Source organism: Pseudomonas sp. NBB (assembly GCF_032701105.1).
Taxonomy (GTDB): Bacteria; Pseudomonadota; Gammaproteobacteria; order Pseudomonadales; family Pseudomonadaceae; genus Aquipseudomonas; species Aquipseudomonas asiatica.
The window spans coordinates 529,543-544,703 of the sequence record NZ_CP103994.1; the positions used below are offsets into that span (position 1 = coordinate 529,543).

Genomic DNA, 15,161 nt, shown 5'->3' on the forward strand with positions numbered 1-15,161 from the left:
GCAAGATCCTCTTTAGACTTTTGTACCCTTAAATTTGGTGAGGCTCCGTCTCGCCAATTTTTGGCTTTCTTGCAAGACAATAGCGTCGCAAGACAATCAGTGGAGCTAGTAGATGGCAACTATCAACCAGCTGGTACGTCAGCCGCGTAAGCGTACCGTCGAGAAATCCGACGTACCTGCGCTGCAGAACTGCCCGCAGCGTCGTGGCGTGTGCACCCGCGTGTACACCACCACGCCGAAAAAACCAAACTCGGCACTGCGTAAAGTATGCCGTGTGCGTCTGACCAACGGTTTCGAGGTTTCCTCGTACATCGGTGGTGAAGGCCACAACCTGCAAGAGCACAGCGTCGTCCTGATCCGTGGCGGCCGTGTAAAAGACTTGCCAGGTGTTCGTTACCACACCGTTCGCGGCTCTCTGGATACTTCGGGCGTTAAAGGCCGTAACCAGGGTCGTTCGAAGTACGGTACCAAGCGTCCGAAGTAATCGGCCGTTTGCAGACATCCATTTATTTGAGTCGATAAGAGTAAGGTCGGGCAGGGGTCGAAAGACCTGGTCCCGGGCTAACCTGAAGACCGTTTGAGGGCTTATCATGCCAAGACGTCGTGTAGCAGCAAAACGTGAGATCCTTGACGATCCGAAGTACGGATCCCAGATTCTCGCCAAGTTCATGAACCACGTGATGGAAAGCGGCAAGAAGGCCGTAGCCGAGCGCATCGTTTACGGTGCCCTGGATACCGTCAAAGCACGCAAGAACAGCGACCCCCTGGAAATCTTCGAGAAAGCTCTCGACGCCATCGCTCCGCTGGTCGAAGTTAAGTCCCGCCGTGTTGGCGGTGCCACTTACCAGGTTCCGGTTGAAGTTCGTCCGTCCCGTCGTAACGCTCTGGCAATGCGCTGGCTCGTAGACTACGCCCGCAAGCGCGGCGAGAAGTCGATGGCCCTGCGCCTGGCCGGCGAACTGCTGGATGCTGCTGAAGGCAAGGGTGCTGCAGTCAAGAAGCGTGAAGACGTGCACCGTATGGCCGAGGCCAACAAAGCGTTCTCGCACTACCGCTTCTAATTCAAGCATCAATCATTTTGCGAGGGCTTTATGGCTCGTACTACAGCAATTAACCGCTACCGTAACATCGGTATCTGCGCCCACGTTGACGCGGGCAAGACTACCACTACCGAGCGGATCCTGTTCTACACAGGTCTGAGCCACAAGATGGGCGAGGTGCACGACGGCGCCGCGACCACCGACTGGATGGTGCAGGAGCAGGAGCGCGGTATCACCATTACCTCCGCTGCCGTTACCACCTTCTGGAAAGGTTCCCGTGGTCAGTACGACAACTACCGCGTAAACGTCATCGATACCCCCGGCCACGTTGACTTCACCATTGAAGTAGAGCGTTCGCTGCGTGTACTCGACGGCGCGGTCGTTGTGTTCTGCGGTACCTCCGGCGTTGAGCCGCAGTCCGAAACCGTATGGCGTCAGGCCAACAAGTACGGTGTTCCGCGTGTTGTCTACGTGAACAAGATGGACCGTGCTGGTGCCAACTTCCTGCGCGTTGTCGGTCAGATCAAGAACCGCCTGGGTCACACCCCGGTTCCGGTCCAGCTGGCTATCGGTGCAGAAGACGACTTCCAGGGTCAGGTCGACCTGATCAAGATGAAAGCCATCTACTGGAACGAAGACGACAAGGGCACCACGTACCGCGAAGAAGAAATTCCAGCGGACATGGTCGAACTGGCTAACGAATGGCGCAACAACATGGTTGAAGCCGCCGCCGAAGCCAGCGAAGAGCTGATGAACAAGTACCTTGAAGAAGGTGAGCTGACCGTCGAAGAAATCAAGGCAGGTCTGCGTGCGCGCACCCTGGCCAGCGAGATCGTTCCGGCTGTCTGCGGTTCGTCGTTCAAGAACAAGGGTGTTCCCCTGGTTCTCGACGCCGTTATCGACTTCCTGCCTGCTCCGACCGAAATTCCTGCGATCAAGGGTATCCACCCTGATCTGGCCGAAGTGCCGAAGGATGAGATCACCGAAGAGCAGCAGGACGAGCGTCACGCCGACGACAACGAGCCGTTCTCGGCTCTGGCGTTCAAGATCGCTACCGACCCGTTCGTAGGTACCCTGACCTTCGTTCGCGTCTACTCGGGCGTTCTGAGCTCCGGTGACTCGGTCATCAACTCGGTCAAAGGCAAGAAAGAGCGCGTTGGTCGTATGGTGCAGATGCACGCCAACCAGCGTGAAGAGATCAAGGAAGTGCGCGCTGGCGACATCGCGGCCCTGATCGGCATGAAGGACGTTACCACTGGTGAAACCCTGTGCGACGCCGACAAGCCAATCATCCTTGAGCGCATGGACTTCCCGGAGCCAGTGATTTCGCTGTCTGTCGAGCCGAAGACCAAGCAGGACCAGGAAAAGATGGGTATCGCTCTGGGCAAGCTGGCTCAGGAAGACCCGTCGTTCCGCGTCAAGACCGACGAAGAGACTGGTCAGACCATCATCTCCGGTATGGGTGAGCTGCACCTGGACATCATCGTTGACCGCATGAAGCGTGAATTCAACGTTGAGGCCAACATCGGCAAGCCGCAGGTTTCGTACCGCGAGAAGATCACCAAGTCCGGTGTGGAGATCGAAGGCAAGTTCGTTCGCCAGTCGGGTGGTCGTGGTCAGTTCGGTCACTGCTGGATTCGCTTCTCTCAGCCGGATGAAGACGATAAGGGCAATATCACTGAGGGCCTGGTCTTCACCAACGAAGTCGTTGGTGGTGTGGTTCCGAAGGAATACATCCCTGCGATCCAGAAGGGTATCGAAGAGCAGATGAAGAACGGCGTTGTTGCCGGCTATCCGCTGATCGGCCTGAAGGCTACCGTGTTCGACGGTTCGTACCACGACGTCGACTCCAACGAAATGGCGTTCAAGATCGCTGCTTCGATGGCAACCAAGCAACTGGCCCAGAAGGGTGGTGGCGTGGTCCTCGAGCCGATCATGAAGGTCGAAGTTGTAACCCCGGAAGACTACCTGGGTGACGTGATGGGTGACCTGAACCGTCGTCGTGGTCTGGTCCAGGGTATGGATGAATCGGTCTCTGGCCGTGTCGTCCGCGCTGAAGTTCCGCTCGGAGAGATGTTCGGTTACGCAACCGACGTTCGTTCCATGTCTCAGGGTCGCGCAAGCTACTCCATGGAATTCTCCAAATACGCCGAAGCTCCGTCGAACATCGTCGAAGCACTCGTTAAAAAACAAGGCTAATCCCCTTTAGGCAAGAGGTTCACTGTCGTGGCTAAAGAAAAATTTGATCGTTCCCTTCCCCACGTTAACGTCGGCACCATCGGCCACGTTGACCACGGTAAGACCACTCTGACCGCAGCTCTGACTCGCGTCTGCTCCGAAGTTTTCGGTTCGGCAGTCGTTGAGTTCGACAAGATCGACTCGGCTCCGGAAGAAAAAGCGCGCGGTATCACCATCAACACCGCTCACGTCGAGTACAACTCGAACATTCGTCACTACGCTCACGTTGACTGCCCAGGTCACGCTGACTACGTGAAGAACATGATCACCGGTGCTGCCCAGATGGACGGCGCGATCCTGGTTTGCTCGGCCGCCGATGGTCCGATGCCGCAAACCCGTGAGCACATCCTGCTGTCCCGTCAGGTAGGCGTTCCTTACATCGTGGTCTTCCTGAACAAGGCTGACCTGGTAGACGACGCCGAGCTGCTGGAACTGGTCGAGATGGAAGTTCGCGACCTGCTGTCCACCTACGACTTCCCAGGCGACGACACCCCGATCATCATCGGTTCGGCTCGTATGGCCCTGGAAGGCAAAGACGACAACGAAATGGGTACTACCGCTGTCAAGAAGCTGGTAGAAACTCTGGATGCCTACATCCCTGAGCCAGTTCGTGCCGTTGACCAGCCGTTCCTGATGCCGATCGAAGACGTATTCTCGATCTCGGGTCGTGGTACCGTTGTTACCGGTCGTATCGAGCGTGGTATCGTCCGCGTTCAGGATCCGCTGGAAATCGTTGGTCTGCGTGACACTTCGACCACCACCTGCACCGGTGTTGAAATGTTCCGCAAGCTGCTGGACGAAGGCCGTGCTGGCGAGAACTGCGGCGTTCTGCTGCGTGGTACCAAGCGTGATGACGTTGAGCGTGGCCAGGTTCTGGTCAAGCCAGGTTCGGTCAAGCCGCACACCAAGTTCACCGCAGAAGTCTACGTTCTGTCGAAGGAAGAAGGCGGTCGTCACACTCCGTTCTTCAAAGGCTACCGTCCTCAGTTCTACTTCCGTACCACTGACGTGACCGGTAACTGCGAACTGCCGGAAGGCGTTGAAATGGTAATGCCAGGTGACAACATTCAGATGACTGTCACCCTGATCAAGACCATCGCAATGGAAGACGGTCTGCGCTTCGCTATCCGTGAAGGCGGTCGTACCGTCGGCGCCGGCGTCGTAGCAAAAATCATCGAGTAATCACTCGACCGATTGAAAAAACCCCCGCTCAGCGGGGGTTTTTTTTATTGGGTTGACACTAAATGGGGGCGTCTATAGAATCACGCCTCCTTTTAGCGGGCGTAGTGCGTCCGTTGGGAACAGCCTGGAGTCTGAAATCCAATGCAAAATCAGCAAATCCGTATCAGGTTGAAGGCTTTCGACCATCGCCTGATCGACCAATCCACCCAGGAAATCGTGGAAACCGCGAAACGTACTGGTGCACAAGTGCGTGGTCCAATTCCACTGCCTACCCGCAAAGAGCGTTTCACCGTTCTGGTTTCCCCGCACGTCAACAAAGACGCGCGTGACCAGTACGAGATCCGCACTCATAAGCGTGTTCTGGACATCGTCCAGCCAACGGATAAAACCGTTGATGCGCTGATGAAGCTTGATCTGGCGGCAGGTGTGGAAGTACAGATCAGCCTCGGCTAAGACTTCGGTCTGGTCGTGTAACGCTCTGAAATGGGCGGCCATAGCGGGTGAAAGCCCCGTACACTCATGAGGTTTACAACATGACTATTGGTGTAATCGGTCGCAAGTGCGGTATGACCCGCATTTTCACCGAAGAAGGTGTCTCCATTCCGGTCACGGTCATCGAGATCGAGCCGAATCGCGTCACCCAGTTCAAAACTGAAGAAACCGATGGCTACCGTGCAGTGCAAGTCACTGTCGGCGAGCGTCGTGCTTCGCGCGTGACTGCCGCTCAGGCAGGCCACTTCGCCAAGGCCAACGTTGCCGCTGGTCGCGGTGTCTGGGAGTTCCGTCTTGAAGAAGGCGATTTCCAGGCTGGCGATCTGATCAAAGCTGAACTCTTCACTGCAGGCCAGCTGGTAGACGTTACTGGTCAGTCCAAAGGTAAAGGCTTCGCCGGTACCATCAAGCGCTGGAACTTCCGTGGCCAGGACAACACCCACGGTAACTCCGTGTCGCACCGTGTCCCAGGTTCCATCGGCCAGTGCCAGACTCCTGGTCGTGTGTTCAAGGGCAAGAAAATGTCCGGTCACATGGGCGCCGAGCGCGTGACTGTTCAGTCCCTGGAAGTAGTTCGCGTAGACGCTGAACGCAACCTGCTGCTGGTCAAGGGTGCCGTTCCAGGCGCTACTGGCGGCGACGTGGTTGTACGTCCAGCTGTCAAGGCTCGCGGTTAAGGGGAAACTGACATGCAACTCAATGTAAATGACGCTCAGGCGATCGAAGTTTCCGAACTGACTTTCGGTGGCGAATTCAACGAGACGCTGGTACACCAAGCAGTCGTGGCCTACATGGCCGGCGGCCGTCAGGGCACCAAGCAGCAGAAGACCCGTTCCGACGTGGCTGGTGGCGGTAAGCGCCCATGGCGTCAGAAGGGTACTGGCCGTGCTCGTGCTGGTACCACTCGTGGTCCGATCTGGCGTGGCGGTGGTGTAACCTTCGCAGCTCGCCCTCAAGATCACTCGCAGAAGCTCAACAAGAAGATGTACCGCGCAGCCCTGCGCTCCATCCTCGCTGAGCTGGTGCGTAGCGACCGTCTGGTCGTGGTTCAGGACTTCGCTGTTGAAGCACCGAAAACCAAAGATCTGCTGAACAAGCTGAACGGCATGGGTCTGAACGACGTACTGATCGTTTCCGACGCTGTTGATCAGAACCTGTACCTGGCTGCTCGCAACCTGCCGCACGTCGATGTACGTGACGTGCAAGGTTCCGACCCGGTCAGTCTGATCGCATACGAGAAAGTGTTGATCACTGTCTCGGCCGTGAAGAAATTCGAGGAGCTGCTGGGATGAACCAGGAACGCGTATTCAAAGTCCTCCTTGGCCCGCACGTTTCCGAGAAGGCTACCGTTCTGGCTGAGAAAAAAGGCCAGTTCGTATTCAAGGTTGCTACCGATGCAACCAAGCTGGAAATCAAGAAAGCTGTCGAAGGCCTGTTCAACGTAAAAGTTGAAAACGTGTCGACTGTTAACGTTCTGGGTAAAACCAAGCGTACCGCACGTGGTCTGGGCAAGCGTAATGACTGGAAGAAGGCGATCGTCTCCCTTCAGCCAGGCCAAGATCTCGATTTCAGCAGCAGTGCTGAGTAAGGAAGGGGTGCATCATGGCAATCGTTAAATGCAAACCGACTTCCCCTGGCCGCCGTTTCGTGGTCAAGGTGGTCAACCAGGAGCTGCACAAAGGCGCTCCTCACGCACCGCTGATCGAGAAAAAATCGAAGTCTGGTGGTCGTAACAACAATGGCCGCATCACCACTCGTCACGTTGGTGGTGGTCATAAGCAGCATTACCGTCTGGTCGACTTCCGTCGCAACGACAAAGATGGCATTCCAGCCACTGTCGAGCGTATCGAATACGACCCGAACCGTACTGCTCACATCGCCCTGCTGTGCTACGCAGACGGTGAGCGTCGCTACATCATCGCCCCTAAAGGCGTGAGCGCTGGCGACCAGCTGATCGCAGGTGCCCTGGCCCCAATCAAGGCCGGTAACTCCCTGCAGCTGCGCAATATCCCAGTAGGTAGCACCATTCACGGCATCGAACTGAAGCCGGGTAAAGGTGCTCAGATCGCTCGTTCCGCTGGTGCTTCGGCTCAGCTGATCGCTCGTGAAGGCGTCTACGTGACTCTGCGTCTGCGTTCCGGTGAGATGCGTAAAGTACTGGCTGAGTGCCGTGCGACCCTGGGCGAAGTCTCGAACTCCGAGCACAGCCTGCGTTCGCTGGGTAAAGCTGGTGCCAAACGCTGGCGCGGCGTTCGCCCAACCGTTCGTGGTGTTGCCATGAACCCGGTTGACCACCCGCATGGTGGTGGTGAAGGTCGTACCTCCGGTGGTCGTCATCCGGTATCGCCATGGGGCTTCCCAACCAAGGGTGCGAAGACCCGTGGTAATAAGCGTACCGACAACATGATCGTCCGTCGTCGCAAGTAACTAGAGGGATACGACAGTGCCACGTTCTCTGAAAAAAGGTCCTTTTATCGATCTTCACCTGCTGAAGAAGGTCGAAGTGGCGGTGGAGAAGAACGATCGCAAGCCAGTTAAAACCTGGTCGCGCCGTTCGATGATCCTGCCACAAATGGTCGGTCTGACCATCGCGGTACACAACGGTCGTCAACATGTCCCAGTTCTGGTGAACGAAGACATGGTCGGCCACAAACTGGGCGAGTTCGCCGGTACCCGCACCTATCGCGGGCACGTGGCTGACAAGAAAGCCAAGCGTTAAGGGGTAAGGAAATGGAAGTAGCCGCTAAGTTGTCGGGCGCTCGCATCTCCGCCCAGAAAGCCCGCTTGGTCGCCGACCAGATCCGCGGGAAGAAGGTGGGCGAAGCGCTCAACCTGTTGGCCTTCAGCAGCAAAAAAGCCGCTGAAATCATGAAGAAAGTCCTCGAGTCGGCCGTTGCCAACGCCGAACACAACGAAGGCGCAGACGTTGATGACCTGAAGGTCTCCACCGTCTTCGTCAACGAAGGGCGTTCGCTGAAGCGCATCATGCCACGTGCCAAAGGCCGTGCTGATCGCATCGTCAAGCGGTCTTGCCATATCACTGTCAAGGTTGCGGACAAGTAACGGAGTCGATCAGATGGGTCAGAAAGTACATCCCACTGGCATTCGCCTGGGAATCGTCAAGGAGCACACCTCCGTCTGGTACGCAGACGGTGCTACTTACGCAGATTACCTGTTGAAGGATCTGAAAACGCGTGAGTACCTCCAGGACAAACTAAAAAGCGCGTCCGTAAGCCGTATCGATATTCATCGTCCGGCTCAAACTGCACGCATCACCATCCACACCGCTCGTCCCGGTATCGTTATCGGTAAGAAAGGTGAAGATGTCGAGAAGCTGCGTCAGGACCTGACCAAGCAGATGGGTGTGCCTGTGCACATCAACATCGAAGAGATCCGCAAGCCGGAACTCGACGCTATGCTGGTTGCGCAGAGCGTAGCTCAGCAGCTGGAACGCCGCGTAATGTTCCGTCGCGCCATGAAGCGCGCCGTACAGAACGCCATGCGTATTGGTGCCAAGGGCATCAAGATCCAGGTGAGCGGTCGTCTCGGCGGTGCTGAGATTGCTCGTACCGAGTGGTATCGCGAAGGTCGTGTGCCTCTGCACACCCTGCGTGCCGATATCGACTACAACACCTACGAAGCTCACACCACTTACGGTGTGATCGGTGTGAAGGTTTGGATCTTCAAAGGCGAAGTTATTGGTGGTCGCCAAGAAGAACTGAAACCACAAGCACCAGCGCCTCGTAAAAAAGCTGCTAAGTAAGGGGTACGCCAAATGTTGCAACCAAAGCGTACAAAATTCCGCAAGCAGATGACTGGCCACAACCGTGGTCTGGCACTGCGCGGTAGCAAAGTCAGCTTCGGCGAATTCGCCCTGAAAGCTGTTGCTCGCGGTCGCCTCACCGCTCGCCAGATCGAGTCCGCACGTCGTGCGCTGACCCGTCACGTAAAACGTGGCGGTAAGATCTGGATCCGTGTGTTCCCGGACAAGCCGATCTCCAAGAAGCCTCTCGAGGTTCGTATGGGTAAAGGTAAGGGTTCCGTGGAATACTGGGTTGCCCAGATTCAGCCAGGCAAAGTCCTGTATGAAATCGAGGGTGTTTCTGAAGAGCTGGCGCGCGAAGCTTTCGCCCTGGCTGCTGCAAAGCTGCCTCTCGCCACCTCCTTTGTTAAGCGGACGGTGATGTGATGAAAGCGAATGAACTTCGTGAAAAATCGGCACAGCAACTGAATGAGCAACTGCTCGGCTTGCTGCGCGACCAGTTCAATCTGCGTATGCAGAAAGCAACTGGCCAGTTGGGGCAGTCGCACCTGCTCTCGCAAGTTAAGCGTGACATCGCTCGCGTGAAAACTGTGCTCAACCAGCAGGCAGGTAAGTGATCATGGCTGAAGCTGAAAAAACCGTCCGTACGCTGACTGGCCGTGTCGTCAGCGACAAAATGGACAAGACCATCACCGTTCTGATCGAGCGTCGCGTAAAGCACCCGATCTACGGTAAATACGTTAAGCGTTCGACTAAGCTGCACGCGCACGACGAAGCCAACCAGTGCAAGATCGGCGACAAGGTTTCCATCCGTGAAACCCGTCCGCTGGCCAAGACCAAGTCCTGGGCACTGGTTGAAGTCCTCGAACGCGCTGTTGAAGTCTAAGGGCTAGGGGTCGGAGAAATTTTATGATTCAGACTCAATCCATGCTCGATGTGGCCGATAACAGCGGCGCTCGTCGCGTCATGTGCATCAAGGTACTCGGCGGTTCGCACCGCCGTTACGCCGGCATCGGTGACATCATCAAAGTAACCGTCAAGGAAGCAATTCCGCGCGGTAAGGTCAAGAAAGGCCAAGTGATGACTGCTGTTGTCGTGCGCACCCGTCACGGTGTTCGTCGCGCTGACGGTTCCATCATTCGTTTCGACGGCAACGCTGCTGTTCTGCTGAACAACAAGCAAGAGCCGATCGGCACTCGCATCTTCGGGCCAGTGACCCGTGAACTTCGTACTGAGAAGTTCATGAAGATCGTCTCGCTCGCCCCTGAAGTGCTGTAAGGAGATCCGACATGCAAAAGATTCGTCGTGACGACGAGATCATCGTGATCGCCGGCAAAGACAAAGGTAAGCGCGGTAAGGTGCTGAAGGTTCTGGCTGACAACCGTCTGGTTGTTGGTGGTGTGAACCTGGTCAAGCGTCATACCAAGCCTAACCCGATGGCGGGCGTACAGGGCGGTATCGTCGAAAAAGAAGCGCCTCTGCACGCTTCCAACGTTGCCATCTTCAACGGCGAAACCAACAAGGCTGACCGCGTTGGTTTCAAAGTAGAAGACGGTAAAAAAATTCGTGTCTTCAAGTCGACCCAAAAAGCGGTTGATGCTTGAACACTGCTAGGTAGAAGACCATGGCACGACTGAAAGAGATTTACCGGAACGAAATCGCTCCTAAGCTTAAGGAAGAACTTAAGCTGTCGAACGTGATGGAAGTTCCGCGCGTTACCAAGATCACCCTGAACATGGGTCTGGGCGAAGCGATCGGCGACAAGAAAGTCATCGAGCACGCTGTTGCCGACCTGGAAAAGATCACCGGTCAAAAGCCGGTAGTGACTTTCGCTCGTAAATCCATCGCGGGCTTCAAAGTCCGTGAAGGCTGGCCGATCGGTGTCAAGGTGACCCTGCGTCGCGACAAGATGTACGAATTCCTGGACCGCCTGCTGGCGATCTCCCTGCCTCGGGTTCGCGACTTCCGCGGCCTGAATGCCAAGTCCTTCGATGGCCGTGGCAACTACAGCATGGGCGTGAAAGAGCAGATCATCTTCCCGGAAATCGACTACGACAAGATCGATGCTCTGCGCGGTTTGGACATCACCCTGACCACCACTGCTCGTTCGGACGACGAAGGCCGCGCTCTGCTGCGTGCTTTCAAGTTCCCGTTCCGCAACTGATTGGAGTAGGAAAATGGCCAAGAAGAGCATGAAAAACCGCGAGCTGAAGCGTCAGCTCACGGTAGCCAAGTACGCCAAGAAGCGTGCCGAGCTGAAAGCGACCATCGTCAACCTGAACGCCTCTCCTGAAGAGCGTTTCGCTGCCGTTGTCGCCCTGCAGAAGCAGCCACGTGATGCCAGCGCTTCGCGTCTGCGCAACCGTTGCCGCCTGACCGGTCGTCCTCACGGTGTATACCGTAAGTTCGGCCTGGGCCGTAACATGCTGCGTCAAGCTGCAATGCGCGGTGACGTACCAGGTCTGGTCAAGGCCTCCTGGTAATCGCTGCAGGCTGGATCCCGGCGGAAGGGGAGCAATCTTCCGACCGCCGGTGACCTCGCCAACAAACAAGCCCCTATATGGGGCTTGTTTCGTTTCTACCTTGTGTCTAGAATGACCGGCTCACCTGAGCCTGGGTTTTTTGCCCTGTCCGCTCGGGTGGTTGTGATAGCCGCAAGGCTAATAATTCTTGTATCAGGAGCATCTAGCCCATGAGTATGCAGGACCCGTTAGCGGACATGCTAACTCGCATCCGTAATGCCCAGATGGCTGAAAAGTCCGTCGTAAGCATGCCTTCCTCCACCCTGAAGGTCGCGGTTGCCAAAGTTCTGAAAGACGAAGGTTACATCGCCGGCTACCAGGTAACTGGTGAGGCCAAGCCTTCCCTGTCGATCGAACTGAAGTACTTCGAAGGCCGTCCGGTCATCGAGGAACTGAAGCGCTCCAGCCGTCCAGGCCTGCGCCAGTACAAGTCCGTCGCAGAACTGCCGAAAGTACGTGGCGGTCTGGGCGTGTCTATCGTCTCCACCAACAAAGGTGTGATGACTGATCGCGCTGCGCGCGCTGCCGGTGTCGGCGGCGAAGTTCTGTGCACAGTGTTCTAAGGGGAGATAGGCATGTCTCGCGTCGCTAAGAACCCCGTTAAGCTGCCAGCAGGCGTCGAAGTCAAATTCGCCGGCCAGCAGCTTTCGGTGAAGGGTGCCAAAGGCACTCTCGAACTGAACGTTCACTCGTCTGTTGAAGTTACCGAAGAGTCTGGCGAGCTGCGTTTCGTCGCTCGTAACGGTGACCAGCAAGCTCGCGCCATGGCCGGTACCACCCGCGCTCTGGTGAACAACATGGTCCAGGGCGTAAGCCAAGGCTTCGAGCGCAAGCTCCAGCTGGTCGGTGTTGGTTACAAGGCACAGGCCAAGGGCACCGTCCTGAACCTGGCCCTGGGCTTCTCGCACCCAGTGGACTACGAACTGCCAGCCGGTATCACCGCTGAAACCCCAAGCCAGACCGACATCCTGATCAAGGGTATCGACAAGCAGCTGGTGGGTCAGGTGGCCGCTGAAATCCGCGACTTCCGTCCGCCAGAGCCTTACAAAGGCAAGGGTGTGCGTTACGCGGACGAAGTAGTCCGTCGTAAAGAAGCCAAGAAGAAGTAGGGCCTAGCAAATGACCGACAAAAAAGTTACTCGACTGCGTCGCGCTCGCAAAGCACGTCTCAAGATGCACGAACTCGAAGTCGTGCGCCTGTGCGTGTTCCGCTCCTCGCAGCACATCTACGCCCAGGTCATTTCGGCCGACGGCAGCAAGGTTCTGGCAAGCGCCTCGACCTTGGACAAAGAACTGCGTGATGGCGCCACTGGCAACATCGACGCGGCCACTAAGGTTGGCAAGCTGGTAGCTGAGCGTGCGAAAGCCGCCGGTGTATCTCAAGTTGCCTTTGACCGTTCCGGCTTCAAGTACCATGGCCGCGTCAAAGCGCTGGCCGATGCTGCTCGTGAAGGCGGGCTGGAGTTCTAAGTTATGGCAAATAACGATCAAAAGCGCGACGAAGGCTACATCGAGAAGCTGGTTCAAGTTAACCGCGTTGCCAAAACCGTAAAAGGCGGCCGTATCTTCACCTTCACCGCGCTGACCGTGGTAGGTGATGGTAAAGGCCGTGTTGGCTTCGGCCGTGGCAAATCGCGCGAAGTACCTGCCGCGATCCAGAAAGCCATGGAAGCTGCTCGCCGCAACATGATCCAGGTTGACCTGAAGGGCACCACCCTGCAGTACGCCACCAAGGCTGCCCACGGCGCCTCGAAGGTTTACATGCAGCCTGCCTCGGAAGGTACCGGTATCATCGCCGGTGGCGCAATGCGTGCTGTCCTGGAAGTTGCTGGTGTTCAGAACGTTCTGGCCAAGTGCTACGGTTCGACCAACCCAGTGAACGTGGTTTACGCCACCTTCAAGGGTCTGAAAGCCATGCAATCTCCTGAATCCATTGCTGCCAAGCGCGGCAAGAGCGTCGAGGAGATCTTCTGATCATGGCAACCGTAAAAGTAACGCTGATCAAGAGCGTCTCGGGCCGTCTGCCTAACCACAAGCTGTGCGTTAAGGGCCTGGGTCTGCGTCGCATCGGTCACACTGTAGAAGTCCAGGATACTCCCGAAAACCGCGGGATGATCAACAAGGCTTACTACATGCTGAAGGTCGAGGGTTAATCGATGAAACTCAATGATCTGAGTCCAGCGCCGGGTTCCCGTCGCGAGAAGCATCGTCCAGGTCGTGGTATCGGTAGCGGTCTGGGTAAGACCGGCGGCCGTGGCCACAAAGGTCAGACTTCCCGTTCGGGTGGTTCGATCGCTCCTGGCTTCGAAGGCGGTCAACAGCCGCTGCACCGTCGTCTGCCGAAGTTCGGCTTCGTTTCCCTGAAAGCCATGGATCGCGCCGAAGTGCGTCTGTCCGAGCTGGCCAAGGTGGAAGGCGACGTGATCTCCGTGCAATCCCTGAAGGATGCCAACGTGATCGGCCAGAACGTACAGCGCGTGAAAATCATGCTGTCTGGCGAAGTCACTCGCGCAGTCACCATCAAGGGTATCGCAGCCACCAAGGGTGCGCGTGCGGCTATCGAAGCAGCTGGCGGCAAGTTCGAGGAATAAATGGCTAAGCAAGGTGCTCTCTCTTCGCTCGGTAAGGGCGGGATGTCGGAACTCTGGGCTCGTCTGCGCTTTCTGTTCATGGCGATCATCGTCTATCGGATAGGTGCGCATATCCCGGTTCCTGGCATCAATCCAGACCGTCTGGCGGATCTGTTTCGGCAGAATGAGGGGACCATTCTTAGCTTGTTCAACATGTTTTCCGGTGGCGCGCTTGAGCGCATGAGCATCTTTGCACTGGGGATCATGCCGTACATCTCGGCATCGATCATCATGCAGCTGATGACGGCGGTCAGCCCGCAACTGGAACAGTTGAAGAAGGAAGGTGAAGCTGGCCGTCGCAAGATCAGCCAGTACACCCGCTACGGCACCGTTATCCTGGCACTGGTTCAAGCCATTGGCATGTCCATTGGCCTGGCCAACCAGGGCGTGGCGTTTTCTGTAGGCCTGGGCTTCCATGTCGTTGCCGTCTCCACCTTCGTGGCAGGCGCGATGTTCATGATGTGGCTGGGCGAGCAGATCACCGAGCGCGGTGTGGGCAACGGTATCTCGATGTTGATCTTCGCGGGTATCGTTGCCGGTCTTCCGAGAGCAATCGGGCAGTCTTTCGAGTCTGCGCGCACAGGCGATATCAACATTTTCGCCCTGGTCGCTATCGGTTTGCTGGCAGTAGCGATTATCGGTTTTGTGGTGTTCATTGAGCGTGGTCAGCGTCGTATCGCCGTTCACTACGCCAAGCGTCAGCAGGGCCGCAAGGTCTTCGCTGCGCAGACCAGCCACTTGCCGCTGAAGGTGAACATGGCGGGGGTTATCCCGGCCATTTTCGCGAGCAGCATTCTGCTGTTCCCGGCTTCGCTGGGTGCCTGGTTCGGTCAGTCCGAAGGTATGGGCTGGCTGCAGGACATCTCGCAGTCGATCGCTCCTGGTCAGCCGTTGAACATTCTGCTGTTTAGTGCAGGGATCATTTTCTTCTGCTTCTTCTACACAGCGCTGATGTTCAACCCGAAAGACGTAGCGGAAAACCTGAAGAAGTCCGGTGCCTTTATTCCGGGTATCCGTCCTGGTGAGCAGTCGGCACGCTACATTGATGGCGTTCTGACCCGTCTGACCATGTTCGGTGCTCTTTACATGATGGCCGTCTGCCTTCTGCCCCAGTTCCTGGTGGTGGCAGCAAATGTGCCGTTCTACCTTGGCGGGACCTCGTTGCTGATTGTGGTAGTGGTTGTGATGGACTTCATGTCCCAAGTACAATCGCACCTCGTTTCGCACCAGTACGAATCCCTGATGAAGAAAGCCAACCTGAAAGGCTACGGTGGCAGCGGTCTGCTGCGCTGAT

26 protein-coding genes are annotated in these 15,161 nt (G+C 56.6%); all 26 read left to right on the forward strand.

Annotated elements, in window-relative coordinates; genetic code table 11:
• Positions 1–112 precede the first annotated feature (112 nt).
• The 26 genes from rpsL to secY all read left to right on the forward strand — a co-directional run bounded on the left by rpsL (position 113) and on the right by secY (position 15,160).
• A complete protein-coding gene (gene rpsL, locus NY023_RS02300; RefSeq protein ID WP_003257088.1) occupies positions 113–484 on the forward strand; it encodes a 30S ribosomal protein S12 in 372 nt (123 codons plus the stop codon).
• Positions 485–590: 106 nt separating this feature from the next.
• On the forward strand, positions 591–1,061 hold the full coding sequence (gene rpsG / locus NY023_RS02305; RefSeq protein ID WP_003246741.1) for a 30S ribosomal protein S7: 471 nt from the start codon (positions 591–593) through the stop codon (positions 1,059–1,061).
• 30 nt (positions 1,062–1,091) lie between these two features.
• Complete coding sequence (gene fusA / locus NY023_RS02310) at positions 1,092–3,239, forward strand: elongation factor G (protein ID WP_013970633.1); 2,148 nt, start codon at positions 1,092–1,094, stop codon at positions 3,237–3,239.
• Positions 3,240–3,266: 27 nt separating this feature from the next.
• Positions 3,267–4,460 carry an elongation factor Tu gene (gene tuf / locus NY023_RS02315; protein WP_013970634.1) on the forward strand — a complete coding sequence of 398 codons (1,194 nt, stop codon included), beginning with the start codon at positions 3,267–3,269 and terminating at the stop codon, positions 4,458–4,460.
• 141 nt (positions 4,461–4,601) lie between these two features.
• Positions 4,602–4,913, forward strand: a complete 312-nt coding sequence (gene rpsJ / locus NY023_RS02320; protein ID WP_003186070.1) for a 30S ribosomal protein S10 — start codon at positions 4,602–4,604, stop codon at positions 4,911–4,913.
• 80 nt (positions 4,914–4,993) lie between these two features.
• A complete protein-coding gene (gene rplC, locus NY023_RS02325; RefSeq protein ID WP_003257089.1) occupies positions 4,994–5,629 on the forward strand; it encodes a 50S ribosomal protein L3 in 636 nt (211 codons plus the stop codon).
• Between the two features lie 12 nt (positions 5,630–5,641).
• Entirely contained in the window at positions 5,642–6,244 is a 603-nt protein-coding gene (gene rplD, locus NY023_RS02330; protein ID WP_008089819.1) for a 50S ribosomal protein L4, read from the forward strand.
• Positions 6,241–6,540 carry a 50S ribosomal protein L23 gene (gene rplW / locus NY023_RS02335; protein ID WP_003255484.1) on the forward strand — a complete coding sequence of 100 codons (300 nt, stop codon included), beginning with the start codon at positions 6,241–6,243 and terminating at the stop codon, positions 6,538–6,540. The genes rplD and rplW overlap by 4 nt, the downstream gene beginning before the upstream one ends.
• Before the next feature lie 14 nt (positions 6,541–6,554).
• Positions 6,555–7,379, forward strand: a complete 825-nt coding sequence (gene rplB, locus NY023_RS02340; RefSeq protein WP_015268750.1) for a 50S ribosomal protein L2 — start codon at positions 6,555–6,557, stop codon at positions 7,377–7,379.
• 16 nt (positions 7,380–7,395) lie between these two features.
• Positions 7,396–7,671 (forward strand): 30S ribosomal protein S19, encoded by a 276-nt coding sequence (gene rpsS / locus NY023_RS02345; RefSeq protein ID WP_003255482.1) that lies wholly within the window; start codon positions 7,396–7,398, stop codon positions 7,669–7,671.
• Positions 7,672–7,682: 11 nt separating this feature from the next.
• On the forward strand, positions 7,683–8,015 hold the full coding sequence (gene rplV / locus NY023_RS02350; protein WP_003103908.1) for a 50S ribosomal protein L22: 333 nt from the start codon (positions 7,683–7,685) through the stop codon (positions 8,013–8,015).
• Positions 8,016–8,028: 13 nt separating this feature from the next.
• Positions 8,029–8,715, forward strand: a complete 687-nt coding sequence (rpsC, locus tag NY023_RS02355; RefSeq protein ID WP_003255481.1) for a 30S ribosomal protein S3 — start codon at positions 8,029–8,031, stop codon at positions 8,713–8,715.
• 12 nt (positions 8,716–8,727) lie between these two features.
• Positions 8,728–9,141, forward strand: a complete 414-nt coding sequence (gene rplP / locus NY023_RS02360; protein ID WP_003255479.1) for a 50S ribosomal protein L16 — start codon at positions 8,728–8,730, stop codon at positions 9,139–9,141.
• On the forward strand, positions 9,141–9,332 hold the full coding sequence (rpmC, locus tag NY023_RS02365) for a 50S ribosomal protein L29 (protein WP_002555481.1): 192 nt from the start codon (positions 9,141–9,143) through the stop codon (positions 9,330–9,332). Before rplP ends, rpmC begins: the two co-directional genes overlap by 1 nt.
• A gap of 2 nt (positions 9,333–9,334) precedes the next feature.
• Positions 9,335–9,601: a 30S ribosomal protein S17 gene (rpsQ, locus tag NY023_RS02370; RefSeq protein ID WP_003255478.1), complete on the forward strand. Its 267-nt coding sequence runs from the start codon at positions 9,335–9,337 to the stop codon at positions 9,599–9,601.
• Between the two features lie 23 nt (positions 9,602–9,624).
• Entirely contained in the window at positions 9,625–9,993 is a 369-nt protein-coding gene (gene rplN, locus NY023_RS02375; RefSeq protein ID WP_002555479.1) for a 50S ribosomal protein L14, read from the forward strand.
• An 11-nt stretch (positions 9,994–10,004) separates the two neighbouring features.
• On the forward strand, positions 10,005–10,319 hold the full coding sequence (gene rplX, locus NY023_RS02380) for a 50S ribosomal protein L24 (RefSeq protein ID WP_013970637.1): 315 nt from the start codon (positions 10,005–10,007) through the stop codon (positions 10,317–10,319).
• Between the two features lie 20 nt (positions 10,320–10,339).
• Entirely contained in the window at positions 10,340–10,879 is a 540-nt protein-coding gene (rplE, locus tag NY023_RS02385; RefSeq protein ID WP_003257095.1) for a 50S ribosomal protein L5, read from the forward strand.
• 13 nt (positions 10,880–10,892) lie between these two features.
• Positions 10,893–11,198: a 30S ribosomal protein S14 gene (gene rpsN, locus NY023_RS02390; RefSeq protein ID WP_013970638.1), complete on the forward strand. Its 306-nt coding sequence runs from the start codon at positions 10,893–10,895 to the stop codon at positions 11,196–11,198.
• A gap of 209 nt (positions 11,199–11,407) precedes the next feature.
• Positions 11,408–11,800, forward strand: a complete 393-nt coding sequence (rpsH, locus tag NY023_RS02395; RefSeq protein ID WP_009681971.1) for a 30S ribosomal protein S8 — start codon at positions 11,408–11,410, stop codon at positions 11,798–11,800.
• A gap of 12 nt (positions 11,801–11,812) precedes the next feature.
• A complete protein-coding gene (rplF, locus tag NY023_RS02400; RefSeq protein WP_009681972.1) occupies positions 11,813–12,346 on the forward strand; it encodes a 50S ribosomal protein L6 in 534 nt (177 codons plus the stop codon).
• A 10-nt stretch (positions 12,347–12,356) separates the two neighbouring features.
• Positions 12,357–12,707 (forward strand): 50S ribosomal protein L18, encoded by a 351-nt coding sequence (rplR, locus tag NY023_RS02405; RefSeq protein WP_009397496.1) that lies wholly within the window; start codon positions 12,357–12,359, stop codon positions 12,705–12,707.
• Positions 12,708–12,710: 3 nt separating this feature from the next.
• On the forward strand, positions 12,711–13,211 hold the full coding sequence (gene rpsE / locus NY023_RS02410) for a 30S ribosomal protein S5 (RefSeq protein WP_003255465.1): 501 nt from the start codon (positions 12,711–12,713) through the stop codon (positions 13,209–13,211).
• A 2-nt stretch (positions 13,212–13,213) separates the two neighbouring features.
• Positions 13,214–13,390, forward strand: a complete 177-nt coding sequence (gene rpmD / locus NY023_RS02415) for a 50S ribosomal protein L30 (RefSeq protein WP_003255463.1) — start codon at positions 13,214–13,216, stop codon at positions 13,388–13,390.
• A 3-nt stretch (positions 13,391–13,393) separates the two neighbouring features.
• On the forward strand, positions 13,394–13,828 hold the full coding sequence (gene rplO, locus NY023_RS02420) for a 50S ribosomal protein L15 (protein ID WP_003257107.1): 435 nt from the start codon (positions 13,394–13,396) through the stop codon (positions 13,826–13,828).
• Entirely contained in the window at positions 13,829–15,160 is a 1,332-nt protein-coding gene (gene secY / locus NY023_RS02425; protein WP_003257108.1) for a preprotein translocase subunit SecY, read from the forward strand. It abuts the gene before it with no gap.
• Position 15,161 lies beyond the last annotated feature (1 nt).

Coding starts and splice junctions, on each gene's coding strand:
- rpsL (WP_003257088.1), top strand. CDS start 113: ATGGCAACTATCAACCAGCTGGTACGTCAGCCGCGTAAGCGTACCGTC.
- rpsG (WP_003246741.1), top strand. CDS start 591: ATGCCAAGACGTCGTGTAGCAGCAAAACGTGAGATCCTTGACGATCCG.
- fusA (WP_013970633.1), top strand. CDS start 1,092: ATGGCTCGTACTACAGCAATTAACCGCTACCGTAACATCGGTATCTGC.
- rpsJ (WP_003186070.1), top strand. CDS start 4,602: ATGCAAAATCAGCAAATCCGTATCAGGTTGAAGGCTTTCGACCATCGC.
- rplC (WP_003257089.1), top strand. CDS start 4,994: ATGACTATTGGTGTAATCGGTCGCAAGTGCGGTATGACCCGCATTTTC.
- rplD (WP_008089819.1), top strand. CDS start 5,642: ATGCAACTCAATGTAAATGACGCTCAGGCGATCGAAGTTTCCGAACTG.
- rplW (WP_003255484.1), top strand. CDS start 6,241: ATGAACCAGGAACGCGTATTCAAAGTCCTCCTTGGCCCGCACGTTTCC.
- rplB (WP_015268750.1), top strand. CDS start 6,555: ATGGCAATCGTTAAATGCAAACCGACTTCCCCTGGCCGCCGTTTCGTG.
- rplV (WP_003103908.1), top strand. CDS start 7,683: ATGGAAGTAGCCGCTAAGTTGTCGGGCGCTCGCATCTCCGCCCAGAAA.
- rpsC (WP_003255481.1), top strand. CDS start 8,029: ATGGGTCAGAAAGTACATCCCACTGGCATTCGCCTGGGAATCGTCAAG.
- rplP (WP_003255479.1), top strand. CDS start 8,728: ATGTTGCAACCAAAGCGTACAAAATTCCGCAAGCAGATGACTGGCCAC.
- rpmC (WP_002555481.1), top strand. CDS start 9,141: ATGAAAGCGAATGAACTTCGTGAAAAATCGGCACAGCAACTGAATGAG.
- rpsQ (WP_003255478.1), top strand. CDS start 9,335: ATGGCTGAAGCTGAAAAAACCGTCCGTACGCTGACTGGCCGTGTCGTC.
- rplN (WP_002555479.1), top strand. CDS start 9,625: ATGATTCAGACTCAATCCATGCTCGATGTGGCCGATAACAGCGGCGCT.
- rplX (WP_013970637.1), top strand. CDS start 10,005: ATGCAAAAGATTCGTCGTGACGACGAGATCATCGTGATCGCCGGCAAA.
- rplE (WP_003257095.1), top strand. CDS start 10,340: ATGGCACGACTGAAAGAGATTTACCGGAACGAAATCGCTCCTAAGCTT.
- rpsN (WP_013970638.1), top strand. CDS start 10,893: ATGGCCAAGAAGAGCATGAAAAACCGCGAGCTGAAGCGTCAGCTCACG.
- rpsH (WP_009681971.1), top strand. CDS start 11,408: ATGAGTATGCAGGACCCGTTAGCGGACATGCTAACTCGCATCCGTAAT.
- rplF (WP_009681972.1), top strand. CDS start 11,813: ATGTCTCGCGTCGCTAAGAACCCCGTTAAGCTGCCAGCAGGCGTCGAA.
- rplR (WP_009397496.1), top strand. CDS start 12,357: ATGACCGACAAAAAAGTTACTCGACTGCGTCGCGCTCGCAAAGCACGT.
- rpsE (WP_003255465.1), top strand. CDS start 12,711: ATGGCAAATAACGATCAAAAGCGCGACGAAGGCTACATCGAGAAGCTG.
- rpmD (WP_003255463.1), top strand. CDS start 13,214: ATGGCAACCGTAAAAGTAACGCTGATCAAGAGCGTCTCGGGCCGTCTG.
- rplO (WP_003257107.1), top strand. CDS start 13,394: ATGAAACTCAATGATCTGAGTCCAGCGCCGGGTTCCCGTCGCGAGAAG.
- secY (WP_003257108.1), top strand. CDS start 13,829: ATGGCTAAGCAAGGTGCTCTCTCTTCGCTCGGTAAGGGCGGGATGTCG.